General features: G+C 68.3%; 22 protein-coding genes. 1 reads left to right on the top strand and 21 read right to left on the bottom strand.

Annotated features, from left to right (window positions below; all coding sequences use genetic code 11):
• Window positions 1-336: 336 nt before the first annotated feature.
• Genes pyrF through pyrR form a run of 7 tightly spaced genes read right to left on the bottom strand, consistent with a single transcriptional unit; the run spans window position 337 to window position 9307 of the window.
• Window positions 337-1218 (bottom strand): orotidine-5'-phosphate decarboxylase, encoded by an 882-nt coding sequence (gene pyrF / locus HNO80_RS01325; RefSeq protein WP_175321035.1) that lies wholly within the window; start codon window positions 1216-1218, stop codon window positions 337-339.
• Window positions 1211-4537, bottom strand: a complete 3327-nt coding sequence (gene carB / locus HNO80_RS01320; RefSeq protein ID WP_175321034.1) for a carbamoyl-phosphate synthase large subunit — start codon at window positions 4535-4537, stop codon at window positions 1211-1213. The genes pyrF and carB overlap by 8 nt, the downstream gene beginning before the upstream one ends.
• On the bottom strand, window positions 4537-5775 hold the full coding sequence (carA, locus tag HNO80_RS01315; RefSeq protein ID WP_502707795.1) for a glutamine-hydrolyzing carbamoyl-phosphate synthase small subunit: 1239 nt from the start codon (window positions 5773-5775) through the stop codon (window positions 4537-4539). Before carA ends, carB begins: the two co-directional genes overlap by 1 nt.
• 37 nt (window positions 5776-5812) lie before the next feature.
• The gene (locus HNO80_RS01310) at window positions 5813-6331 is read right to left on the bottom strand and encodes a PH-like domain-containing protein (protein WP_175321032.1); all 519 of its coding nucleotides are present in this window, start codon (window positions 6329-6331) and stop codon (window positions 5813-5815) included.
• The gene (locus HNO80_RS01305; protein ID WP_175321031.1) at window positions 6331-7704 is read right to left on the bottom strand and encodes a dihydroorotase; all 1374 of its coding nucleotides are present in this window, start codon (window positions 7702-7704) and stop codon (window positions 6331-6333) included. The genes HNO80_RS01310 and HNO80_RS01305 overlap by 1 nt, the downstream gene beginning before the upstream one ends.
• Window positions 7704-8711: an aspartate carbamoyltransferase catalytic subunit gene (locus HNO80_RS01300; RefSeq protein ID WP_175321030.1), complete on the bottom strand. Its 1008-nt coding sequence runs from the start codon at window positions 8709-8711 to the stop codon at window positions 7704-7706. The genes HNO80_RS01305 and HNO80_RS01300 overlap by 1 nt, the downstream gene beginning before the upstream one ends.
• Window positions 8708-9307 (bottom strand): bifunctional pyr operon transcriptional regulator/uracil phosphoribosyltransferase PyrR, encoded by a 600-nt coding sequence (gene pyrR / locus HNO80_RS01295; protein ID WP_175321029.1) that lies wholly within the window; start codon window positions 9305-9307, stop codon window positions 8708-8710. The genes HNO80_RS01300 and pyrR overlap by 4 nt, the downstream gene beginning before the upstream one ends.
• Before the next feature lie 168 nt (window positions 9308-9475).
• Between pyrR and HNO80_RS01290 the strand changes: the two genes are divergently transcribed.
• A complete protein-coding gene (locus HNO80_RS01290) occupies window positions 9476-10753 on the top strand; it encodes a PrsW family intramembrane metalloprotease (RefSeq protein WP_249777085.1) in 1278 nt (425 codons plus the stop codon).
• A gap of 142 nt (window positions 10754-10895) precedes the next feature.
• Here HNO80_RS01290 and nusB read toward each other — a convergent pair whose 3' ends face one another.
• The 14 genes from nusB to HNO80_RS01220 all read right to left on the bottom strand — a co-directional run bounded on the left by nusB (window position 10896) and on the right by HNO80_RS01220 (window position 24528).
• On the bottom strand, window positions 10896-11306 hold the full coding sequence (gene nusB / locus HNO80_RS01285; protein ID WP_175321028.1) for a transcription antitermination factor NusB: 411 nt from the start codon (window positions 11304-11306) through the stop codon (window positions 10896-10898).
• Complete coding sequence (gene efp / locus HNO80_RS01280; protein WP_056739180.1) at window positions 11306-11869, bottom strand: elongation factor P; 564 nt, start codon at window positions 11867-11869, stop codon at window positions 11306-11308. Before efp ends, nusB begins: the two co-directional genes overlap by 1 nt.
• Before the next feature lie 155 nt (window positions 11870-12024).
• Window positions 12025-12543, bottom strand: a complete 519-nt coding sequence (locus tag HNO80_RS01275; protein ID WP_175321027.1) for a tetratricopeptide repeat protein — start codon at window positions 12541-12543, stop codon at window positions 12025-12027.
• Complete coding sequence (gene aroB / locus HNO80_RS01270; RefSeq protein WP_175321026.1) at window positions 12543-13634, bottom strand: 3-dehydroquinate synthase; 1092 nt, start codon at window positions 13632-13634, stop codon at window positions 12543-12545. The genes HNO80_RS01275 and aroB overlap by 1 nt, the downstream gene beginning before the upstream one ends.
• Window positions 13631-14170, bottom strand: coding sequence for a shikimate kinase (locus HNO80_RS01265; RefSeq protein ID WP_175321108.1), 540 nt, complete (start codon window positions 14168-14170; stop codon window positions 13631-13633). Before HNO80_RS01265 ends, aroB begins: the two co-directional genes overlap by 4 nt.
• 59 nt (window positions 14171-14229) lie before the next feature.
• On the bottom strand, window positions 14230-15429 hold the full coding sequence (aroC, locus tag HNO80_RS01260; protein ID WP_175321025.1) for a chorismate synthase: 1200 nt from the start codon (window positions 15427-15429) through the stop codon (window positions 14230-14232).
• 26 nt (window positions 15430-15455) lie between these two features.
• Window positions 15456-16340 carry a shikimate dehydrogenase gene (locus HNO80_RS01255; protein ID WP_175321024.1) on the bottom strand — a complete coding sequence of 295 codons (885 nt, stop codon included), beginning with the start codon at window positions 16338-16340 and terminating at the stop codon, window positions 15456-15458.
• Entirely contained in the window at window positions 16337-17995 is a 1659-nt protein-coding gene (gene mltG, locus HNO80_RS01250) for an endolytic transglycosylase MltG (RefSeq protein ID WP_175321023.1), read from the bottom strand. The genes HNO80_RS01255 and mltG overlap by 4 nt, the downstream gene beginning before the upstream one ends.
• Entirely contained in the window at window positions 17976-18590 is a 615-nt protein-coding gene (gene ruvX / locus HNO80_RS01245) for a Holliday junction resolvase RuvX (RefSeq protein WP_175321022.1), read from the bottom strand. Before ruvX ends, mltG begins: the two co-directional genes overlap by 20 nt.
• A 13-nt stretch (window positions 18591-18603) precedes the next feature.
• Window positions 18604-21282: an alanine--tRNA ligase gene (gene alaS / locus HNO80_RS01240; RefSeq protein WP_175321021.1), complete on the bottom strand. Its 2679-nt coding sequence runs from the start codon at window positions 21280-21282 to the stop codon at window positions 18604-18606.
• A gap of 195 nt (window positions 21283-21477) precedes the next feature.
• Window positions 21478-21732 carry a DUF6167 family protein gene (locus HNO80_RS01235; RefSeq protein WP_249777084.1) on the bottom strand — a complete coding sequence of 85 codons (255 nt, stop codon included), beginning with the start codon at window positions 21730-21732 and terminating at the stop codon, window positions 21478-21480.
• 25 nt (window positions 21733-21757) lie between these two features.
• On the bottom strand, window positions 21758-22132 hold the full coding sequence (locus HNO80_RS01230; RefSeq protein ID WP_175321020.1) for a DUF948 domain-containing protein: 375 nt from the start codon (window positions 22130-22132) through the stop codon (window positions 21758-21760).
• Window positions 22133-22279: 147 nt separating this feature from the next.
• Window positions 22280-22906: a 30S ribosomal protein S4 gene (rpsD, locus tag HNO80_RS01225; RefSeq protein WP_091251848.1), complete on the bottom strand. Its 627-nt coding sequence runs from the start codon at window positions 22904-22906 to the stop codon at window positions 22280-22282.
• A gap of 182 nt (window positions 22907-23088) precedes the next feature.
• Complete coding sequence (locus tag HNO80_RS01220) at window positions 23089-24528, bottom strand: replication-associated recombination protein A (protein WP_175321019.1); 1440 nt, start codon at window positions 24526-24528, stop codon at window positions 23089-23091.
• Between the last annotated feature and the right edge of the window lie 77 nt (window positions 24529-24605).

The raw sequence follows: 24605 nt of genomic DNA, 5'->3' as shown, positions 1-24605 counted from the left end.
ATTGTCAGCCGAGACCACGCAAACGGCCTGGTCAGACGTGACCGTGAGACGGGCCGCGCATACCCCGGCTGGTACCGCGGACTTGTCCTGAACTTACAGTCTGGAGTCGCCGGAAAGCAATGGATCGCTTCCGGCGCGACAGCTGCGGCCGACGCCTTTCTGGCCACACCGCGGACGTGCACCAGCGCGGCCCACCGGGATAGCCGGCGTCACCCGTTCGCCACAGATGGCCGGCATGCCCGGTCCATAGCGGCCATCTGTGGCAAACGACGCAGCAAACCCGCAGGGCCGGCCCACAAGCGCCTCCGCCGTGGCGGATGGCCGCGGCGATATGGGCTAGGCTGCGCGGAGTTCGTCGAGCGTGCGCTGCGCAGCGTCCCGCAGCCCGGCAGGCTGCGGCCCGGCGCCGAGGATGTCCCGGCTTGAGGTGCCAAGCACCTGGCCGTAGGCGCTGCCGAAGGTGCGCCGCAGATCGGCGGCTGTGGCACCCTGCGCGCCCAGGCCCGGCGCCAGGATCGGGCCGTGTACCGCCGCCAGGTCCAGGTCAAGGTCCGTCAATGCGGAACCGACGGTCGCGCCGACGACAAGTCCGACGGAGCCCAGTTTCCCGGCGTCATGATCAACACCGTAGCGCTGGTTCTCCGCGGCGGCGGCCCGGACAATCCGCCGTGCCACCGAATCGGCACCGCCGACATGCTGCACGGAGGCGCCCTCCGGGTTGGACGTCAGGGCAAGGACGAAGACGCCTCGCCCGGCCTCCGCCGCGAGGTCAAGCGCCGGCCGGAGCGATTCGAAGCCGAGGTAGGGGCTCAACGTCACCGAGTCAGCGGCCAGGGCCGAGCCGTCGCGCAGCCAGGCGTCGGCGTAGGCGGCCATGGTGGATCCGATGTCGCCACGCTTGGCGTCTGCGATGCTGAGCACCCCGGCCTCCGCGGACGCCGCGAGGGTTCGTTCCAGCACGGCCATGCCGGCCGAGCCGTGGCGCTCATAAAGCGCCACCTGCGGCTTTACCGCGGCAGCGAGCGAGGCCACGGCCTCGAGCACGGTGAGCGAGAAGCGCTCCAGCCCGGCGACGTCGTCGTTCAGGCCCCAGCGCTGCAACAGCGCCGGATGCGGGTCGATGCCCACGCAGAGCGGGCCGCGCTCCGCCATGGCCCGGCCGAGCCGGGAGCCAAAGGGCTCCCGGCCTGCCGTATCAGCGGTGGCAGCCTCAGGCATGCGCTTTCGCTTCCTGCGCGACCCGCTCCTGGGAAGCAAACAGGGCCGCGGCGTGCTCCTGCAGGCTGGTGACGGACCACTCGTAAGTCCGCATCGCCTCGATGGCCTGGACGGCGGCGTTGAACTCCGCCACCGTGGTGATGCACGGGATGCCGATCGACGTGGCCGCGGCACGGATTTCGTAGCCGTCGCCGCGGGCTTCGCCGCCGGACGGGGTGTTGAAGACCATGTCGATTTCGCCGGCGACGATCAGGTCCGCGATGGTGCCCTCACCCTCGGCGCTGGAGCCCTCGGCGACCTTGCGGACCGTGGTGGCCTGCAGGCCGTTGCGGCGCAGCACGTCGGCGGTGCCGCCGGTGGAGACGATCTCGAAGCCGAGGTCGGAGAGGCGCTTGACGGCCATGATGACGGCGCGCTTGTCCCGGTTGGCGACGGAGACGAAGACCTTGCCTTCGGTGGGCAGCGCGTTGTTGGCCGCTGCCTGGCTCTTGGCGAAGGCCGTGTCGAAGTGCTTGTCGATGCCCATGACCTCGCCGGTGGAGCGCATTTCCGGGCCCAGCAGGGAGTCCACAACCTTGCCCTCGGGGGTGCGGAAGCGGCTGAACGGCAGCACCGCTTCCTTGACCGCCACGGGGGCGTCGAGCGGCAGCGTCGAGCCGTCACCGGATTCCGGCAGCATCTTGTAGGCGGTGCGGAGCTGGTTGATGGTGACCCCGGTGCCGATCAGGGCTGCCGCCTTGGCCATCTGCACGCCGGTGGCCTTGGAGACGAACGGCACGGTGCGGGAGGCGCGCGGGTTGGCCTCGAGCACGTAGAGCACGTCGGAGGCGAGGGCGAACTGGATATTGATCAGGCCGCGGACGCCGACGCCTTCGGCGATGGCCCGGGTGGCGGTCCGGACCCGGTCGATCACGTTGTTGCCCAGGGTGATCGGCGGCAGCACGCACGCGGAGTCGCCGGAGTGGATCCCGGCTTCCTCGATGTGCTCCATGATGCCGCCGAGGTACATGTCCTTCCCGTCGTAGAGGGCGTCGACGTCGATCTCAACGGCGTCCTCGAGGAAGCGGTCAATCAGCACCGGGTGATCCGGGGTGATTTCGGTGGCGTTGGCGATGTAGCGGGAGAGGTTCGCTTCGTCGTAGACGATCTCCATGCCGCGGCCGCCGAGCACGTAGGAAGGCCGGACCAGGACCGGGTAGCCGATCTCGTCGGCGATCTTCTTGGCGTCCTCGAAGGAGACGGCGGTGCCGTTCTTCGGCGAGATCAGCCCGGCCTCATCAAGCACCCGGGAGAAGGCGCCCCGGTGCTCGGCCAGGTCGATGGCCTCCGGCGAGGTGCCGAGGATCGGCACGCCGGCGTCGGCGAGCTGCTGGGCGAGCTTGAGCGGGGTCTGGCCGCCGAGCTGGACGAACACACCCATCACGCCGCCGGTGCGCTCTTCGGCCGCGATGACCTCAAGGACGTCCTCAAGGGTGAGCGGCTCGAAGTAGAGCCGGGTGGAGACGTCGTAGTCGGTGGAGACCGTTTCCGGGTTGCAGTTGACCATCACGGTCTCGTAGCCGGCCTTGCGCAGCGCCATCGAGGCGTGCACGCAGGAGTAGTCAAACTCGATGCCCTGGCCGATCCGGTTCGGCCCGGAGCCGAGGATGATGATGGACGGCTTGGCGTGCAGCGCCACCTCGTCCTCCTCGTCGTAGGACGAGTAGTGGTACGGCGTATACGCGGCGAACTCCGCGGCGCAGGTGTCCACGGTCTTGTAGACCGGGCGGATGCCGAGGGCCTGCCGGACGCCGCGGACGACGTCCTCGGAGTTGTGCGTCAGGGCCCCGATCTGCGCGTCGGAGAAGCCGTGCCGCTTGGCGCGCTGCAGCATCTCCTGGGTCAGGGCGGTGGAGTGGCGGATTTCCTGCGAGATCTCGTTCAGCAGCTGGAGCTGGTCCAGGTACCAGGGGTCGATCTTGGTGGCCTCGAACAGCTGTTCCAGGGTGGCGCCGCCGAGCAGCGCGCGCTGGACCTGGTGCAGCCGTTCGGTGCTGGGCCGCTTGGCCTTCTCGATCAGTTCCGGGACTTCCCATTCCGGGACCGGGCTGAAGTCCAGCTGGGAGCCCTTCTGCTCCAGCGACCGCAGCGCCTTCTGCAGCGCCTCGGTGAAGTTCCGGCCCATGGCCATGGCCTCGCCCACCGACTTCATGGTGGTGGTCAGCGTGGAGTCCGCGGCGGGGAACTTCTCGAAGGCGAAGCGCGGCACCTTGACGACGACGTAGTCCAGCGTCGGCTCGAAGGAGGCCGGCGTCTTCTGCGTGATGTCGTTCGGGATCTCGTCCAGGGTGTAGCCGAGCGAGAGCTTGGTGGCGATCTTGGCGATCGCGAAGCCGGTGGCCTTGGAGGCCAGGGCCGAGGAGCGGGAGACGCGGGGGTTCATCTCGATCACCACGACGCGGCCGGTGTCCGGCTCGACGGCGAACTGGATGTTGCAGCCTCCGGTGTCAACGCCGACCTCGCGGATGACGGCGATCGAGATGTCGCGCAGCCGCTGGTACTCGCGGTCAGTCAGGGTCAGCGCCGGGGCGACGGTGATGGAGTCGCCGGTGTGCACGCCCACCGGGTCGAAGTTCTCGATGGAGCAGACCACCACGACGTTGTCGTTCTTGTCCCGCATCATCTCGAGTTCGTATTCCTTCCAGCCGAGGATGCTCTCTTCGAGCAGCACCTCGGACGTGGGGCTGTACTGCAGGCCCTGGCCGACGATCCGGCGCAGGTCCTCCTCGTTGTAGGCCAGGCCGGAGCCGAGGCCGCCCATCGTGAAGGAGGGCCGGACCACCATCGGGTAGCCCAGGTCCTGGGCCGCGGTGAGGGCCTCGTCCATGCTGTGGATGATGTGGCTGCGCGCGGATTCAGCGCCGCAGCGCTCCACGACGCCCTTGAACTTCTCGCGGTCCTCGCCGAGCTCGATCGCGGCGATGTTGGCGCCGATCAGCTCAACGTTGTACTTCTCCAGCACGCCGTTCTTGTCCAGGGCGATCGCCGTGTTCAGTGCGGTCTGGCCGCCCAGGGTGGGCAGGAGGGCGTCGGGGCGTTCCTTGGCGATGATCTTCTCGACGACCTCGGGCGTGATCGGCTCGATGTAGGTCGCATCGGCGAACTCCGGGTCGGTCATGATCGTGGCCGGGTTGGAGTTGACGAGGATGACGCGCAGGCCTTCCTCCTTGAGGACGCGCAGTGCCTGGGTGCCGGAGTAGTCGAATTCGGCCGCCTGGCCGATCACGATCGGGCCGGAACCGATGACCAGGACGCTCTTAAGGTCAGTTCTCTTGGGCATTACTTCTTGTCCTCAGTCTTGGAGTCGGTGGCAGTCTTGGTGTCAGCGTTCTGGGTGTCCGCCATCAGCTCGATGAAGCGGTCGAACAGGTAGGCGGCGTCGTGCGGGCCGGAGGCCGCTTCGGGGTGGTACTGGACCGAGAAGGCGGGAATGTCGAGGCAGTACAGGCCCTCGACGACGTCGTCGTTGAGGCTGACGTGGCTGACCTCGACGCGGCCGAAGCGCTCCTCCGGAGCCTGGGTGGCGCCGTCGAGCGGGGCGTCGACGGCGAAGCCGTGGTTCTGCGAGGTGATTTCGACCTTGCCGGTGCGGCGGTCCATGACGGGCTGGTTGATGCCGCGGTGGCCGTAGCGGAGCTTGTAGGTGCCGAAGCCGAGGGCGCGGCCCAGGATCTGGTTGCCGAAGCAGATGCCGAAGTAGGGCAGCTTGGCGTCCAGCACGGAGCGCAGCAGGTTCACCTGGCTGTCGGCGGTGGCGGGGTCGCCGGGGCCGTTGGACATGAAGACGCCGTCGGGGTTGACGGCTTTGACGTCTTCGAGCGTGGCGGTGGCCGGCAGGACGTGGACCCGGACGCCGCGTTCGGCGAAGCGGATCGGGGTCATGCGCTTGATGCCAAGGTCGATCGCGGCGATGCTGAACCGCGGCTCGCCCTCCCAGCCCCAGTCGGCGGGCTCGACCGTGTACGCCTCGTCGACGCTGACTTCCTCGGCGAGCCGGGAGCCTTCCATCGGCGCGCTGGCCAGCACGGTGTCCACGAGCTCCTTGTCCGTGGCGCCGGCGGCCTCGCCGGAGAAGATCCCGGCGCGCATGGTCTTGTGTTCGCGCAGGTGCCGGGTGATGGCGCGGGTGTCGACGCCCTGGATTCCCACGATGCCCTGGTCGACGAGTTCCTCGTCGAGGCTGCGTTCCGAACGCCAGTTCGACGCGCGGCGCGCGGCGTCGCGGACGATGTAGCCGGCCACCCAGATGCGGCGGGATTCGGCGTCGTCCTTGTTCACGCCGGTGTTGCCGATGTGCGGCGCGGTCTGCACGACCAGCTGGCGGGCGTAGGACGGGTCGGTGATGGTTTCCTGGTAGCCGGTCATGCCGGTCGCGAAGACCGCCTCGCCCAGCGCGGTGCCGGTGGCGCCGTAGCTGCGGCCGCGGAAGATCCGGCCGTCCTCGAGGACGAGCACGGCGGGGGTGGAGGCTGCTGCAGCGGGTGCAGAGTCGTTTGCTGTCACTGTTTCTTCAACCACTTCTGTTGCTGACACTTCGTTGGATTCCGTCACGTCGTTACTTTCCACTATCGGCTTCTGCCTGAGGGGCTGCGGAGATCAAATCTTGGAGGGTGGACAGGAGCAGGGACTTGTCCTCGGCCCGGCGGGTGCGGAAGCCGGTGTCCAGCTCCTTGGCGCCGAGCATCCAGCTGAGCACCAGGAGGCCGTCCTTTTCGACGAACTTCCCGGCCATGCCGCTTTCCTGCCGGACGCCGGTGAGGCTGGCGGCCGGGATGAAGACGGCGGCGGCGCCGGAGCGGTCAAACAGCACGCCTTCGGGGTGGACGCTGAGTTCGGCGTTGGTGCGCAGGCCCAGCTGGTGGACGGCGATCCGGTCCAGCCAGTCGCCGGCGGTGGTGGAGGCGACGTACTGGCCAGCCGCGGCGGCCAGCGCCTCGCCCAGTTCGGCGGGGACGGCCGGGAGCGGCTCGACGTCGGCCTGGCGTCGCAGCCGGTTGCGCCAGCCGATCCAGATCAGGACCAGCGCGACGCCGATCAGGACCAGCGTCAAGAGCAGGGAGAGTTCCTTGACCATCAGGGCCGGACCGCCGTGTTCGGGACCTCGGCGCTGTCGGGGAGCCACCGGTACGGCGTGTTGAGTTCCCCGTTCAGGACGGTCGGATGACCCTTGAAGAAGGTGGCCACCACCTTGCCCGGGAGTTCCCGGCCGGCAAACGGAGAGTTACGGCCCATGGTTGCCATCTTAGAAGGGTCCACGGTCCAGCGCGCAGCCGGGTCCACGAGTATGACGTTGGCGGGTTCGCCGGTCTCCAGCGGCCGGCCCTGGTCCTCCAGCCGGCCGATCGCGGCAGGCGTGGTGGAGGTCACGCGGGCGAAGTCTGCCCACGTCATCAGCCCGGTCTCAATCATGGTGTGCTGCACCACCGACAGGGCGGTTTCCAGCCCGGTCATGCCCATCGCGGCCTGCGCCCATTCGCATTCCTTGTGTTCGCTCGGGTGCGGGGCGTGGTCGGTGCCGACGACGTCGATCGTGCCGTCCGCCAGCGCGGCGCGCAGGGCCTGGACGTCCTCGTCGGTGCGCAGCGGCGGGTTGACCTTGTAGACCGGGTCGTAGCTGCGGACCAGCTCGTCGGTCAGCCACAGGTGGTGCGGCGTGACCTCGGCGGTGACGTTGATGCCGCGTGACTTGGCCCAGCGCACGATTTCCACCGAGCCCGCGGTGGAGACGTGGCAGACGTGCAGCCGGGATCCGACGTGCTGGGCGAGCAGGACGTCGCGGGCGATGATGCTTTCCTCGGCGACGGCGGGCCAGCCGGTGAGGCCGAGGACCGCGGAGACGACGCCCTCGTTCATCTGCGCTCCCGCGGTGAGGCGGGGTTCCTGCGCGTGCTGGGCGACGACGCCGTCGAACGCCTTGACGTATTCCAGGGCACGGCGCATCAGCACGGGGTCGCTGACGCAGATGCCGTCGTCGGAGAAGACCCGGACCCGGGCGCGGGAGTCGGCCATGGCGCCGAGCTCGGCGAGCTGCTCGCCGGCCAGGCCCACGGTGACGGCGCCGACCGGGCGGACGTCCACCCAGCCGGCCGTGCGGCCCAGGGTGAGGACCTGCTCGACGACGCCGGCGGTGTCCGCCACGGGGGTGCTGTTGGCCATCGCGTGCACGGCGGTGTAACCGCCCAGGGCCGCCGCGCGGGTGCCGGTCTCGACCGTTTCGGCGTCCTCGCGGCCGGGTTCGCGCAGGTGGGTGTGGATATCCACCATGCCGGGCAGGGCGACGAGGCCGGCGGCCTCGATTACCGTTGCGTCCCCGGTGTCGAGGTCCTGGCCGCGGGCGGCGATGACGCCGTCCCGGATCAGCAGGTCTTCAGCGGGCCCGCCGAGGATCGAGGCTCCCCGGATGAGGTAGGCGCCGGTGCTGCCCGTGTCCTGTTGCTGTGATGCCATCAGTGGCTCTCCTTGGAGTAGGCGGCGGTGGAGGTTGCTGGTTCGCGGGTATCCCCGGAGAGCAGCAGGTACAAGGCGGCCATCCGGATCGACACGCCGTTGCGCACCTGTGCCAGCACGGTGGAGCGGGGCGAGTCGGCGGCGGCCGAGGAAATTTCCAGCCCGCGGTTCATCGGACCGGGGTGCATGATGATCGTGTCCTTCAGGCCCAGGCTGTCGAGGGCGCGGAGGCGGTTATCGTCGAAACCCCAGCGCCGTGAGTACTCGCGGGTGGTCGGGAAGAACGAGGCGTTCATCCGCTCGCCCTGTACGCGCAGCATCATCATCGCGTCAACGCCCCGGGCGAGGGTCTCGTCGAGGTCGTAGCTGACCGTGCAGGGCCACTCTTCGACGCCGATGGGCAGCAGCGTGGGCGGGGCCACGAGGGTGACTTCCGCTCCCAGGGTGCGCAGCAGCCAGACGTTGGAACGGGCCACGCGGGAGTGCAGCACGTCGCCGGCGATCGCGACGCGCATGCCTTTCAGGTCCGCGCCGGCGGACGGGCTGCCGGCGAGTGTTGACCAGTGGCGGCGCATGGTGAAGGCGTCCAGCAGCGCCTGGGTGGGGTGCTCGTGGGTGCCGTCGCCGGCGTTGATGACGGCGGCGTCGATCCAGTCGGTCGCCGCCAGCCGGTGCGGGGCGCCGGAGGCCCAGTGCCGGATAACGACGGCGTCGGCGCCCATCGCGGCGAGCGTCTGGGCGGTGTCCTTGAGGGATTCACCCTTGGAGACGGAGGAACCCTTCGCGGCGAAGTTGATGACGTCCGCGGAGAGCCGCTTGGCGGCTGCTTCGAAGGAGATGCGGGTGCGGGTGGAGTCCTCGAAGAATAGGTTGACCACGGTGCGGCCGCGCAGCGCCGGGAGCTTCTTGACCTCGCGCTCCCCCACCGCGGCCATCTCTTCGGCGGTGTCCAGGATGCGGATGGCATTGGCGTAGCTGAGGTCTTCGGTGGAGAGCAGGTGCTTCATGCGGTGGCCTCGATTACGACTTCGTTCACGGCTTCGCCGTCGGCCGAATCGGTTTCCTCCAGCCGGACGCGGACTTTCTCCGCGGAAGAGGTGGGGAGGTTCTTGCCGACGTGGTCGGCGCGGATGGGCAGCTCCCGGTGGCCCCGGTCGATCAGGACCGCGAGCCGGACGATCCGGGGGCGGCCGAGGTCGATGATCGCGTCCAGAGCGGCGCGGATGGTGCGGCCGGAGTAGAGGACGTCGTCGATCAGCACCACTACCTTGTTGTCGATCCCGGTGCAGGGCAACTGGGTGGGGTACGGGGGCCGGGTCGGCTGGTGCGAGAGGTCGTCGCGGAACATGGTGACGTCCAACTGGCCCACGATCGCGGCCGGGTCCACGTCGGGATCGGCGGCGGCAATCTTGGCGGCGAGCCGGACGGCGAGCGGATAGCCCCGCCGCGGGATGCCCAGCAGGACCAGGTCCTGGGAGCCCTTGTTGGACTCAAGAATCTCATGGGCGATACGAGTGAGTGCACGGTCGATGTCAGCCTGGTTGAGGACAACCCTGCTGAGCTGGACCTTGGCCGGAACCGGTGCTTCTGGAACAGAAGTCAACGCTCGTCTCCCCTTTCCCCGCCTCACGGGACGGAATTAAAAAAGGATCATTTGCTCTTTCAAATTACCACACGGGCCGCCGCCTCCCGGCCCGGGAGCAGGCGGCGTGCGTCACACCGGCACGGGCCATATTGGGCCGCCCGGCGGCGCGCGCCTTAGGCTCGTGGCATGACGAGCTTCGATCCTCCCCCCGCCCGGCAGACGCCCGGAGCGCCCCGGCAGCCGCAGCAGGCGAACCCCAGCTGGATGGGCCAGGTCCAGCCGGAGAACTACCGTCCGGCGCCGGGCTTTGGGCAGGCGCAGATGCAGGCGCAGCCGCCGGCGCAGCGCCGTCCGGTGCTGCCGGCAGCCTACGCCGCGGCCCCCCGCGCGCGGGCGTCGGCGGGCATGGCGGCCCTGGTGCTGGGCGGCGCGGTTCTCGCCTTTGTGAGCCTGTTCCTGGTGCTGCCGTTCGTGCTGGAAAACACCGGGCCGGGCGGCTTCGTCGTGGGCTTCATCGCCTCTCTGCTGCCGCTCAGCGCGGTCCTGCTGGCCGTCCGCTACATTGACCGCTGGGAGCCCGAACCGAAGCGGCTGCTGTTCTTCGCGTTCGCGTGGGGCGCGCTCGTTTCGATTTCCGTGACGATGCTGATCCAGCCGTTCTTCTCGCTCGCCGCGGGTCCCGCGTCCGGGCTGGACTACCGGACGTTCGCCGTCACGGTACAGGCACCGGTGGTGGAGGAGTTCGCGAAGTCACTCGGCCTCTTGCTGCTCCTGCTCTTCGCGCGCAAACAGTTCGACGGTCCGGTCGACGGCGTCGTCTTTGCGTTCACGGTTGCCGGCGGTTTCGCTTTCACCGAGAACATCCTGTACTTCGGCCGGGCCATCGCCGAGTCCAGCACCCCAGGCACGGACCTGGCCGTCGTGTTCTTCCTGCGCGGCGTGATGTCCCCGTTCGCGCATGCCATTTTCACCGGCACAACCGGGCTCATCCTGGGCTTCGCGGCGCGGCGCTGGCACTCCGGCCTGACGCTGCTCGCTTTCCCGGTGGGTCTGGTCCCCGCCATGTTGCTGCACAGCGGCTGGAACTCCATGGGCCAGAATTTCCTGGCGCAGTACATCCTGGTCCAGGTTCCGATCTTCCTGCTCGCGGTCCTCGTCGTGGTGCTGCTGCGCGTGGCGGAACGCCGGCTGACCCGCCAACGGCTGCAGGAGTACGCGGCGGCCGGCTGGTTCACGAGCCAGGAGGTGGCCATGCTGGCGACCCCCGCCGGGCGCCGCTCAGCCCTGCGCTGGGCCAGGTCGATCGGCCGGGCCCCGCAGATGAAGGCGTTCCTGCAGGCCGCCACCCGGCTGGCCTTCATCCGGCAGCGGATCCTCAGCGGCCGGGACGTGGCGGCGCATCAGCTTGACGAACAGCACCAGCTCGGCGAGATCCTCGCCCTGCGCGACGCCGTGCTGCGCTGAGAACCGGAGGGAAAGCCGGAGGGAAAGCCGGAGGGAAAGCCGGAGGAAAAGCCCGAGGGAAGCCCGGGGCGAAAGCGGGCCGGGATACGCCAAGGGCCGGTGTCCGCCGTGGGGCGGGCACCGGCCCTTTATGCAGTGGCCATCAGGCCAGCAGCGAGGGCTTCAGCTGCTGCAGGCGGCCCAGCAGGCCGTTGATGAACGACGGCGACTCGTCCGTGGACAGCGTCTTGGCCAGCGCCACGGCCTCGCTCACGGCGACGCCGTCGGGAACGTCGTCGTTGTAGAGCAGTTCCCAGGTGCCGATCCGCAGGATGATGCGGTCAACCGAGGGCATCCGCTCCAGCGACCAGCCCTGCGAGTAGGTTTCGAGGAATTCGTCGATCGCGGCCTGGTGGGACACGACCCCCTCAACGATTTCCAAGGTGTAGGGGTTGATGATCTGATCCGTCTGTTCACGACGGGAACGCAGCACATCGAATGCGGAGGTGGAGCGCTGCTCCGCCTCGAAGAGAACATCCAGGGCCCGGTTACGGGCCTTACCGCGTGCACTCACTAGTCGTTGACCCGGCCAAGGTAGCTGCCGTCGCGGGTGTCGACCTTGACCTTGGTGTTGTTCTCGACGAACAGCGGCACCTGGATCTCGTAGCCGGTCTCGAGGGTCGCGGGCTTGGTGCCGGCCGAGGAGCGGTCGCCCTGCAGGCCCGGCTCGGTGTAGGTGATTTCCAGCACGACGCTCGGCGGCAGTTCGATGTAGAGCGGGTTGCCCTCGTGGATGGCGATGTTCACCATCTGGTTCTCGAGCATGAAGTTGGTGGCGTCGCCGACGGTGGCGGCGGGCACGGTGAGCTGGTCGAAGTCCGAGGTGTCCATGAACACGAAGTCGGCGCCGTCCTGGTACAGGTACTGGTAGTCGCGGCGGTCAACCGTGGCGGTCTCGATCTTGAGCCCGGCGTTGAAGGTCTTGTCGACGACCTTGCCGGACATCACGTTGCGCATCTTGGTGCGGACGAAAGCGCCGCCCTTGCCGGGCTTGACGTGCTGGAACTCGATGATGTTCCAAAGCTGGCCCTCAAGCTTCAGCACGGTTCCGTTCTTGATGTCGTTAGTGGTTGCCACAGTATCCTCAGGTTTCTTTGTTGACTGGTTCTAGCCGCCAGCCGCTTATGCCAGGCAGGCATGCCGATCCGGCCCGCCAGCGCGTATTTATCAAAAATCCAAAAACCATTCTACCGGTTTTGCCGGCCCGCTGCCGGACGGGCCACCAGCGGCCCCTAGCAGGCCAGGTCCAGCACGTCCCGGGCGCGCTGCAGCGCCACGGTCGACGAGTAGATCAGCGCGGCGTCCGCCGAGCCCGCCACCCGCAGGTCCAGCGCCTTGGCGAAGGCCTCGACGGCGGCGGCGATGTTGCCGGCGGCGAAGTAGGACCGGCCGAGGTGCTGCCGGACCACGGCCTCGTCAGGAGTGCCCTGCACTTCGGGGAGGAGCTGGCGGTACAGCTCGACGGCGCGGTCGAAGCGGTGCGAAACCCGCAGGACCTCCGCCTCGAACATCCGCAGCCGGAACGAATCCGGGTCCTTGTACCGGGCCTCGGCGAGCAGCTCGGCGGCCTCGCCCGGGTGCCCTTCCACGAGGCGCACGAAGATCAGGTCCGTGGCGTCCGTTGAGGCCGCCAGCGCCTCGGCGCAGGCTTCCTCGTTGACCACCTGCGGCATGAGGGTTTCCGGGTTGATCCGGATGCCGGGGAACCCGCCGTCGGGCCACTCGCTGGTGCCACCGCTGTCGCTGATCATCAGGACGCGATTTCCTGGTATGCCGCGAAGAGCAGCGAGGTGTCCGGCACGTCCAGGATGCCCGGGCGCCCGACGCCGTCGAGCACCACAAAGCGCAGCAGGTCGCCGCGGGACTTCTTGTCCCGCCGCATGCCGTCCAGCAACGCCTGCCAGCGGTCTCGGCGGTAGGTGATGGGCAGCCCGAGGCTTTCCAGGATGCTCCGGTGCCTGTCGGCGTCGGCGTCGCTGAGCCGGCCAACGCTGCGGGCCAGTTCCGCGGCGAACATCATGCCCACCGAGACGGCGGCGCCGTGCCGCCAGGAGTAGCGTTCGGCGAGTTCAATCGCGTGGCCCAGGGTGTGGCCGTAGTTGAGGATCTCGCGCTGCCCGGTTTCCTTCAGGTCCTCGGAGACAACCCGGGCCTTGACCGCGATGGCGCGTTCGATCAGTTCGCGCACCGTTTCGGAGCGCGGGTCGGACACCGTGGCGGGGTCCTTTTCAATCAGGTCGAGGATGGCCGGGTCGGCGATGAAGCCGCACTTGATGACCTCGGCCATGCCGGAGATCATCTCGTTCTTCGGCAGCGTGTCCAGCGTGTCCAGGTCGGCGAGGACGCCGGCCGGCGGGTGGAAGACGCCCACCAGGTTCTTGCCCTCGGCGGTGTTGATGCCGGTCTTGCCGCCGACGGCGGCGTCCACCATGCCGAGCAGGCTGGTCGGCATGTGGATGACCTTCACCCCGCGCAGCCAGGTCGCGGCGACGAAGCCGGCGAGGTCGGTCACCGCTCCCCCGCCGACGGCGACGATCGCGTCCGAGCGGGTGAAGTCGTTCTGGCCCAGCACCTGCCAGCAGAACGAGGCCACCTCGATGTGTTTGCCTTCTTCGGCGTCCGGAATTTCAGCCGTCAGCGCCGTGAAGCCGGCGGTGGCCAGCTCCTCGCGGACGGCGTCGCCGGTGAGCCGCAGGGCGCGCGGGTGGACGACGAGAACGCGCTTGACGCGCTCTCCCAGCAGCCCGGGCAGGTTAGCCAGCAACCCGCGGCCGACGACGACGTCGTAATTCTCCGCCGGAGCGTGGCCGGTGACTTTGATGACGGTTGATTCGGTGCTCACTTTTCAACTTTCCTTGTGGCTGCGGGGGTGCGCGTTGCCGCGGTTGGGGCGGCGGCGAGCTGCTCCAGCGCATCTTCAAGCCGGCGCGCGAGCTCCTGGACGGAACCGCTCCTGACATCGAGCGTCAGGTCCGCGAGGCGTTCGTAGACCGGCTGGCGGGTGGCGAACAGCGTCCGCCAGCGTTCCATCGCATCGCCGGCCAAGAGCGGGCGCCCGGAGTTCCGGGCAATCCGTTCCGAGACGGTGTCGGCATCGCATTCGAGGTAGACCACGGTGCAGTTGGCCAGCAGCTGCTGCGTTCCGGAGTCCAGCACAGCCCCGCCGCCGAGGGAGATGACGGTGCTGGTGCCTGCGGCGTCCTCGATCGCCTGGGCTACGGCCCGGGCCTCCAGTTCGCGGAACGCGCTTTCGCCCCGGCAGGCGAAAATGTCCGCGATGGTGCCGTGCTGGGCGACCACTTCGACGTCGGTGTCGACGAAGCGGGCGCCGAGCTGCTGGGCGAGCTGCTGCCCGATCGCGGACTTGCCGACCGCCATCGGCCCGATCAGGGCGACCGGGCGGTCCAGTGACTTACGCGCTGCGTGACGACCCGGCACTAGTGCCCGATCGAGTCCAGGGACGCCGGAATGTTGTCCAGGTAACCCTTGATGTTGCGGGCGGTCTCCTGCACGGAGTCGCCGCCGAACTTTTCCGTGACCGCTTCGGCGAGGACCAACGCCACCATGGCCTCGGCCACCACGCCAGCGGCCGGCACCGCACAGACGTCCGAGCGCTGGTGGTGTGCCTTGGCGGCCTCGCCGGTGCTGATGTCGACGGTCTTGAGCGCGCGCGGCACCGTCGCGATCGGCTTCATGGCGGCGCGGACCCGGAGCACGTCGCCGATGCTCATGCCGCCTTCGATGCCGCCGGCCCGGTTGGACGTGCGGACGATCCTGCCGTCGGCGTCCTTGACGATTTCATCGTGGGCAGCCGAGCCGCGGCGGGCAGCGGTGAGGAAGCCGTCGCCGACCTCCACGCCCTTGATCGCCTGGATGCCCATCAGTGCGGCAGCGAGGCGCGAGTCGAGGCGCCGGTCCCAGTGGACGTAGCTGCCCAGTCCGGGGGGCAGGCCGTAGGCGAGGACTTCTACGACGCCGCCGAGGGTTTCGCCTTCCTTGTGCGCCATGTCCACCTCCGCAACCATGGCGTCCGAGGTTTCGCGGTCGAAGCAGCGCAGCGGGTCGGCGTCGAGGGCCAGCACGTTGTCCGGCACCGGCAGCGGCCGGCCTTCCGGGACGGAGACGCTGGCAATGGACACCGTGTGGGAGACGAGTTCGATGCCGAGCTGTTTGAGGAACGCGGCGGCGACGGCGCCCAGGGCCACGCGGGTGGCGGTCTCCCGGGCGCTGGCGCGCTCCAGGACGGGGCGGGCCTCGTCAAAGCCGTACTTCTGCATGCCGGTGAAGTCGGCGTGTCCCGGACGCGGCCGGGTCAGCGGTGCGTTGCGGGCCTGGTCGGCGAGGACCTCGGGGTCCACCGGGTCCGCAGACATGATCTGCTCCCATTTGGGCCACTCGGTGTTGCCGACCTGGATGGCGACGGGGCCGCCCTGGGTCAGTCCGTGGCGGACACCGCCCAGGACCGTCACCGCGTCCTGTTCGAACTTCATCCGGGCGCCGCGGCCGTAACCGAGGCGCCGGCGGGCCAGCGCTTCGACGATCCGGTCGCTGGTGAGCTCAACACCGGCGGGGACGCCTTCGATAATTCCGACCAGGGCCGGACCATGGGATTCTCCGGCAGTCAACCAACGCAACATAAAATCCATCCTGCCATGCAAGGCGCTTAGAACACCCGTCGGGGTGCCCCGACTGCGTCACACATCACATCTATGACTTCTGCCGGCAGGGGTCCTTCGAGGCCGGTGAAATGGCGTACCTGCTCGACCGCCTGGTAGAGCAGCATTTCCAGGCCGGGGACCACCCGTCCGCCCGCGTCCGCCCAGGCCGCGGCGATCCGGCTTGGCCAGGGATCATAGGCCACGTCGAGGAGCACCCCCGCCACCGCGCCGCCGTTTGCGTCCAACGCTGTGGCCAGTTCCTTCGCGAGTCCGTCGGCGGCCCGCGGCGGCAGGGTGGAGATCACGACGTCCGCTGCTGCGACCGCGGGCGCTGCAGCCGTCAGCGGCAGCACCTGCAGGGGAAGTCCGACGGCGGCGGCCGCTGTACGCGCTTCGGCGGCGCGGCCGACGTCACGGGCGTAGAGGACCACGGACGGCGCGCCGAGTTCCTTCAGGGCGGCAACGGCGGCCGCAGCGGTTCCGCCGCCGCCCAGGACGACGGCGGACGGCTCAGCGGCCACACCGGCGTAGCGGACGGCGTTGACGATCCCGGCGACGTCGGTGTTGTAGCCCACCAGGCGGGCCCGGCCGCCGCCCGCCGCGTCCGCGGGTTCGAAGGCCACGGTGTTGATGACGCCCAGCTGGCGCGCCACGCCGCGGATGTCGTCCACCTCTGCAGCCATGGCGGCCTTGAGCGGCATGGTCACGGACAGCCCACGCCAGCTGTCGTCCCCGCGCACGCCCACCATGAAGGCCGGGAGGGCGTCCTCGGTGACGTCGACGGCGTCATAGGCCACTTCGACGCCCAGCTTGGCGTAGGCGGCGCGATGCAGGGCCGGCGACTTCGAGTGGCTGATGGGGTGCCCGAGGACGGCGGCCCGCAGTGTCACACGCAACGTCCGGGATTGGCCTCGCACCAGGCGTTGTACTTGGCCACGTAGCCGTTGTGCTCGGCCAAGGTCTTGGAGAACTTCGTCTCCTTGGTGTCCAGGTTGATGGTGACCCAATAGAGGTAGTCGTTCTTCTTCGGCTTGGCGGCCGCGTCGATAGCCCGCTTGCCCGGCGAACCGATCGGGCCCGCCGGCAGGCCAGCGTTGGCGTACGTGTTGTACTTGTTCGACTTGTCGGCCTTCTGGTCCTCGTCGATGTGGAAGCTTCGGATTCCCAGCCCGTAGGTCACCGTGGCGTCGGACTGGATCAGGCCGTTCGTCTCGGTGTTGTTGGGCTTGAGCCGGTTGTAGATGGCGCCGGCGACGTCTCCGTACTCCGCCTGGCCGCCTTCGGCCTGCACGATGCTTGCGACCGTGATGGCGTCGTACTGCTTGGCCGGATCGGTCACGCCCTGTGACTTGAGTTCCTCCAGCGTGCTGCCAACCAGTTTCTGCAGCACGTCCTTGCCGGACGTCCCCAGCGGGAACCGGTACTCGCCCGGGAACAGGAAGCCTTCGAGGTTTTTGGCTTTGGACGGCACACCGAACTGCTTCGGGGAGTCGCTGAGTGCCTTGAGTTCCGCAACCGGGATTCCGGTGCCCTCGGATATGGCCTGCAGCGATTCGCTGATCCTCAAACCGGCGCTCAGGGCAACGTACATGACCTTTTCCTGGCCCTTGTTCAACAGGACAGCCACGGCATCCGAGTTGTTCATTTCGTTGCGCATCGTGAAGGTTCCCGGGCTCAGGGCGCCGCCCGAGGCGGCGAACTGCTTGACGAAGGAATCGGCGTTCGCAATGACCTTTTTGGATTCCATCTCCGCCGCCACGGACCGGGGTCCGGCACCCGGCGGAACGGTAATCGTCACCGAGCCGGTTCCCGGGCCCGGGTAGTCGGCGACCTTGTCGCCGCCGAGCAAGGGTTTGATGACCTGCGCTCCGACCACGATTGCGACCACGAAGACGGCCAGCGTCAGGACGAGCGCGAGGAAGCGGCGGCGCCGGCGGACCTTCGGGGAGGGCCCCTTGGCGGTGGGAATGCTGGCGGCGCCGGCCATCAGATCGTGGCCGGGCTCGTCGACGTAGACATGGCGGGCCTCATCGTCGGCGTGGTCCGCGTAGGCCGGGTGGAAATCCGCCTCGTCATGAAGTCCGTGGCCATACTGCAACGCGTCGGCCCGGCGCAGGGTCTCCTCGCGGGACATCCCGCCGGCGTACTCGTGGACCGGCTCCTCATGCGCGGGCTCCTCATGCACAGGTTGTTCCGGCTGGGGCGTGGGGTGCTCGGGCTGTTCGCGCAGGGGCTCCGCGTTAACGGGCTCCTCGTGCACGCGCGCGGCGGGGAGCTCGTTCACGGGTTCATGCACGGTCGGCGCAGCCTCCGGCGGTTCCGGGGCGTCGGCGGAGGGTTCACGAGGTGCTTCAGCCGTGGCCGAAGCGTCGGCTGGCGGCGCGGCCGGAGCTTCCGGCCCTGCCTCGAAGGCCTGCGGCGGGATGACGTCGTGACCCTGGGTGGCCAGGAACTTCTCCTGGGCCCTGATCTCTTTGCGCGTCAGCGGTCGGCCGGCGCCGCTATTGGCAACACCAGAGGAGTCGTCATTGTTGACCGGGCTCACTGTAGCCTTCCATTTTGGGCAGAATGCGTTGTGCAGAATGCGTGTGTACTGCCGGGACGGCCTGAGCGCCGTCGCCGGGTGGCCCCGGAGGGAGGTCCGCGCTGACGCGGCTTCCTACATCCGTTCCCCTGGCCTTTTGCATGTCGATCGCATGCTGCAGGATACCTGCGGCCGCGACCTGATCAACTACTTTACGGTGGTCCCTGCTGCTCATGCCAGCTTGGTGCAGGTCGCGGTGGGCTGACACGGTGCTCAGCCGTTCGTCAACCAACCTCACCTGCACGCCGGATCCGGCCTCCAATAGTTTACTGACCAGTAGCTTTGCATATTCGGTGGCCATTCGGGCTGAGGCGTGCTCTTCGCCTTTCATGGTGCGCGGCAGGCCCACAAAAATTTCGACAGCTCCGAGCTCCACGGCAAGATCCGCGAGGATCCGGACGTCGGTGTTCTTCTTGACATTGCGGGCCAGCGTCCGCAGTGGCGTGGCCAGGATGCCGTCGCGGTCGCACACCGCGACGCCCACCCTGACGGTGCCGACGTCCACCCCGAGTTTCACGCCCTGGGGGTAGGCGCCGGGCACGGCCGATTCAGTCATCCAAGGTCCTGGGTTAGCGCCTGGTAATCGCGTCCACGACGGCGGAGAGGGCCGCGCCGACCTTGGAAGCGTCGGTGCCGCCGCCCTGGGCAACGTCGTCCTTGCCGCCGCCGCCGCCGCCGAGGATACCGGCGGCGAGACGGACCAGCGCACCGGCCTTGACGCCGGCGGACCGGGCAGCCTCGTTGGTGGCGATCAGGATGACCGGGCGGTCGTTGCTGACCCCGGCGACCGCGACGGCGGCCGGCTCGGAGCCGAGCCGGGTCCGGAGGTCCAGGGCGAGGCCGCGAAGGTCGTCGGCTCCGCTGACCAGGCCGGCGTCGTGGGCGATGACCTGGACGCCGGCGGCGTCCTTGGCGGTGCCCACCAACTGCGCGGCGGCAGCCGTGAGCTGTTCCTTGCGGAGCCGCTCGAGTTCCTTCTCCGCCGTCTTCAGCTTGTTCAGGGTGCTGGCGATCCGCTCGGTGAGCAGCCCGGAGGGAACCTTGAGCATCTCGGTGAGTTCGGTGACCAGGGCTCGTTCAGCGGCGAGGTGCCGGAACGCGTCCATGCCAACGAAAGCCTCCACACGGCGGTTTCCCGAACCGACGGACTGTTCGCCGAGCAGCGACAGGCTGCCGATCAGCGAGGTGTTGGACACGTGCGTTCCGCCGCAAAGCTCACGGGACCAGGCGCCGTCGATCTCCACGACGCGGACCTCGTTGCCGTAGTTCTCGCCGAACAGCGCCATGGCGCCGAGGGCCTTCGCTTCGGCCAGCCCCATGACCTTGGTCTGCACCTGGAAGTTGTTCCGGATGGCGATGTTGGACACTTCTTCGATTTCGGACCGGGTGGCGGCGCTGAGGCCCTCACCCCAGGCGAAGTCGAAGCGGAGGTAGCCGGCCTTGTTGAACGAACCGCGCTGCAGCGCCTCCGGGCCGAGGATCTGGTGCAGGGCCGCGTGCACGATGTGCGTGCCGGTGTGCGCCTGCTCGGCGGCGTGGCGGCGTTCCCGGTCCACGGCGGCCTGGACCAGCGAGTCGGCGCCGATTTCGCCCTCGCGGACGATTGCCTTGTGCACGCTCAGGCCCTTGATCGGGCGCTGCACGTCCAGGACCTCGACGACGAAGCCGTCGCCGGTGATGAGCCCGGTGTCGGCGGCCTGGCCACCGGCTTCGGCGTAGAACGGGGTCTCGGCCAATACCAGCTCGATTTCCTCGCCGGTGGAGGCCTGCGAGACCTTGCGGCCGCCGGCCAGGATGCCGCGGACCTTGGATTCGCCGGCAAGCTCGGTGTAGCCGGTGAAGACGGTCTCCCCCGCGGCCAGCAGCTCCTGGAAGGCGCTGAGGTCCGCGTGGGCACCCTTCTTGCCCTTCGCATCGGCCTGGGCGCGCTGGCGCTGTTCCAGCATGAGCTTGCGGAACTCCGGCTCGTCGACCTTGAGCCCGGCTTCCTCGGCCATTTCCAGGGTCAGGTCGATCGGGAAGCCGTAGGTGTCGTGCAGCGCGAAGGCGTCGGCGCCGGAGAGCGGCTGGCCCGCGGCCTTAGATTCCTTCACGGCGTCTTCAAGGCGCGCGGTGCCGGAGGCGATGGTGCGCAGGAACGCCTTCTCCTCGGCGTAGGCGATCCGGCTGATCCGGTCGAAGTCGGTCTCCACGATCGGGTAGACACCCTTCATGGCGTCGCGGGAGGCGGGCAGCAGCTCGGGCAGGCAGGCCTTCTCGACGCCGAGGAGCCGCATCGAGCGCACGGCCCGGCGGATCAGGCGGCGCAGCACGTAGCCGCGGCCTTCGTTGGAAGGTGTGACGCCGTCGGCGATCAGCATCAGGGCAGAGCGAATGTGGTCGGCCACCACGCGCATCCGGACGTCGTCCGTGTGGTGCGGGTCCTCCGGGGTTTCAGCGGAGGTGTATTCCTTGCCGGAGAGCGCGGCGGCCTTGTCGATCACCGGGCGGACCTGGTCCGTCTCGTACATGTTCTCGACGCCCTGCAGGATCATCGCGAGGCGTTCCATGCCGAGACCGGTGTCGATGTTCTTCTTCGGCAGTTCGCCGGTGATGTCGAAGTCCACCTTGGAGCGGACGTTGTCGATCTGGTACTGCATGAACACGAGGTTCCAGATTTCGATGTACCGGGTCTCGTCGGCCAGCGGGCCGCCCTCGATGCCGTAGGCCGGGCCGCGGTCGTAGTAGATCTCGGAGCAGGGTCCGGCCGGGCCGGGCTGACCGGTGGACCAGTAGTTGTCCGCTTTGCCCATCCGCTGGATCCGCTCGGCCGGGACGCCGGTGTTCTTCAGCCAGAGTTCCTTGGCCTCGTCGTCCTCTTCGTAGACGGTGACCCAGAGGCGCTCGGGCGGCAGGCCGTAGCCGCCGTCGTCTACGCCCGTGGTGAGCAGTTCCCAGGCGAACTTGATGGCGTCTTCCTTGAAGTAGTCGCCGAAGGAGAAGTTGCCGCACATCTGGAAGAAAGTGCCGTGCCGGGCGGTCTTCCCGACTTCCTCGATGTCGCCGGTGCGGATGCACTTCTGCACGCTGGTGGCGCGGGAGTAAGGGGCTTCCTCACGCGCGGTGAGGTAGGGGATGAAGGGCACCATGCCGGCCACCGTGAACAGCAGGGAGGGGTCGCTGGAGACCAGGGAGGCGGAGGGCACTGCGGTGTGGCCCTTGCTGACAAAAAAGTCGATCCAGCGCTTGGTGATCTCCTGCGACTTCATAACCTGGTTACTTACCCTTCAATATTCACTGCATAGTTGGTTCCGGGCTGGTTGTCTGCCACCGGTTTCTGACACCGGTGTTTGCCAGCGGGTGGGCGCGGGGCGCCGTGCTGCCAGCCTTCGGAAATTCTCTGATTGCCGGCCTGGTTCCGGCAGGCGCCCCGCGGGGAGCCGTTGTTTCTCATTCTCCCCCGGCTAGCGCCGGAGCGCATCCCGGCCGGTGACGGCGCCGTCTGCGCTGGCGTCCACCCCGAGGGCGGTGCGGAGTTCGGTTTCCCGCTCGCGCATCCCGACGCGGACGGCGTCGGCGAAATCGTACACGCCGTCGGCGAGCCGGCCGACCGCACGGTTCAGGCCTTCGGGGCCAAGGGTCGATTGCGCCTCCGTGAGCTTGCGGAAAGCGATGACACCGATCGCGACGCCGATGCCCATCCAGATGATTCTGTTCATGTCAGATCCTGTCAGATCGGCTTGGTCAGCGGCTGCGGCGGCCGGTGGCGGGCTTCTTGCGGGCTGAGAAGGCGGACCGCACGCCGTAGCTGAAGGCGGCCACCTTGATCAGCGGCGAGCCGACGGTCGCGGCGACCAGCGAGGACAGCGCCGAGATGTTGGCGGAGGCGTCGGAGACGTTGGAGGCGATCCCGTCGACCTTCTTCAGCTGCTGGTTGGTGGTGGAGACGGTGGCGGTGACCTCATCCATGAGCGGGGTGGCGCCGTCGCTGATCGAGCGGATGGTGCTGCGGACCTCGTCGAACACACCACCGAGCTTGAGGATCGGTACGGCGAGCAGCAGGACCAGCAGTGCAAACACTCCGGCCGCGATCAGGCCGGCAATATCGCCACCAGACATAGACGTTCATCTCCTTGAAACTACGTGGATTCCTGCAGGGGTCCCCGGCCGCCGGGCACGGCAAACGGAGAACTCCCCCAAGTACCTTACATACAAAGAAGCCCGCGGCGCTTGCCACGGGCTTCTTTGTAAGGTGTCGCGTTGGATCTAGCGTGCGTAGAATTCCACGACGAGCTGCTCTTCGCAGGTCACGGGGATCTCGGAGCGCTTCGGGCGACGGACCAGGCGTGCCTGCAGGGCGTCAAGCTTGACGTCAAGGTAGGCCGGAACCATCGGCAGCACGTCGCGGTGCGCGCCGGCTGCTGCCACCTGGAACGGAGGCATGGTCTCGCTGCGGCTGTGGACGTGGACCAGCTGGCCCTCACCGACGCGGAAAGACGGGCGGTCAACGCGGATACCGTCAACCAGGATGTGGCGGTGCACAACCAGCTGGCGGGCCTGGGCGATGGTGCGGGCGAAGCCGGCACGCAGCACGAGGGCGTCGAGACGCATTTCGAGCAGTTCGATCAGGTTTTCACCGGTCAGGCCCTTGGTGCGGCGTGCTTCTTCGAAGGCACGGGTCATCTGGGCTTCGCGGATGCCGTACTGGGCGCGCAGGCGCTGCTTTTCGCGCAGACGCACGGCGTAGTCGGAGTCCTGCTTCTTGCGGGCACGGCCGTGCTCACCGGGGCCGTACGGGCGGCGCTCCATGTATTTGGCGGCCTTGGGGGTCAGAGCGATGCCGAGTGCACGCGAGAGGCGTGCGGTACGGCGAGCACGAGTGTTGTTAGCCACTTGTGTCCTTCCAATATCTGCGGTGTGTCAGTGTTACTGGCCTCCACGATGGAGAGCATCGGCCAACCGCTGCCTTTTGCTACTGGGCACAGGGCGAACCCATCAAATCAGCATGAACTGCTGAGAACTGGTGGATTGTGCGTCCGTGCCTTGCCAGACAACGAACAATCCTACCACGGTCATCACTTGCCCCGGATGATCTTCCGCAGCCGTTCCAGCCGGGTGGAGATCTCGCGTTCGGCGCCGTTGCCGGTGGGTTCGTAGTAGTTCCGGCCGACGAGGTCGTCCGGCGGGTACTGCTGGGTGGCCACCGCATGCGGCGCGTCGTGCGCGTACTTGTAGCCCTTGCCGTGGCCCAGCTGCTTGGACCCGGGATAGTGCGCGTCCCGGAGGTGGGCCGGAATGCCGTTGCCGAGGCCGGCGCGGACGTCGGCGATCGCCTGGTTGATGCCCATGTACGCGGCGTTGGACTTCGGTGCGGTGGCAAGGTGGACCACGGCCTCGGCCAGGATGATGCGCCCCTCGGGCATGCCGATCAGCTGCACCGCCTGGGCGGCCGCTACGGCGGTCTGCAGGGCGGTGGGGTCGGCCATGCCCACGTCCTCGGCCGCGGAGATGACGATCCGCCGGGCCACGAAGCGGGGGTCCTCCCCCGCCTCCAGCATCCGGGCCAGGTAGTGCAGCGCGGCGTCGACGTCGGAGCCCCGAATGGACTTAATGAACGCGCTGGCGACGTCGTAGTGCTGGTCGCCGGCGCGGTCGTAGCGCACCGACGCGACGTCGAGGGCACGCTCGGTGTGCTTGAGTTCGATCTTCACGGGAGCTCCCCCGGCGATCCCGTCAGTGTCCTCCGCGTCCCCGAACGCGACGCCGGCGGCGGCCTCCAGCGCCGTCAGCGCCCGGCGCGCGTCCCCGCCGGACAGCCGGACCAGGTGGGCGAGTGCTTCATCATCCAGTTCCACCTTGCCGTTGAGGCCACGCGCGTCCGTGGCGGCCCGGCGCAGCAGTCCTTCGACGTCGGCGTCGGTGAGCGGCTTAAGCGTCAGCAGCAGCGAGCGGGACAGCAGCGGCGACACCACGGAGAACGAGGGGTTTTCCGTGGTGGCCGCGACCAGGACCACCCAGCGGTTTTCGACGCCCGGCAGCAGCGCGTCCTGCTGGGCCTTGTTGAAGCGGTGGATCTCGTCCAGGAACAGCACCGTCGTGGTCTTGTACAGGTCCCGTGCGGTAAGGGCCTCGTCCATAACGCGCCGGACGTCCTTCACGCCGGCGGTGATGGCGGAGAGCTCGACGAACTTTCGGCCCGGCCCCTTGGCAATGACGTGCGCCAGCGTGGTCTTGCCGGTGCCCGGCGGTCCCCAGAGAATCAGCGAACTCGGCCCCGCCGGTCCGGTGGCGTCGCTGCCGGCCGCGAGCTGGCGCAGCGGCGATCCCTGGCCCAGGAGGTGCTGCTGGCCCACGACGTCGTCGAGGCTGCGCGGCCGCATTCGGACTGCCAGCGGGCTGCGCGGCGCGGAGCGGGCGGTTGTGCCGCTCGGGGAGCTGGCCCCGCCGGACTCTTCGGCGTCGACGTCGTTGTTTGCCGACGCGTTGTCCTGCCCTGAGCCAAAGAGATCATCCACATAGATAGGCTACTTCTAGTTCCTGCCCGCCCCGACACGGCGACCGCCCCTGCACCCTCACAACGGAGATCCGCGCC

Source organism: Arthrobacter sp. C9C5 (genome assembly GCF_013359735.1).
Lineage (GTDB): Bacteria > Actinomycetota > Actinomycetes > Actinomycetales > Micrococcaceae > Arthrobacter.
Note: the sequence above shows the minus strand (reverse complement) of the source record. Positions and strands in the feature narration are given on the sequence as shown.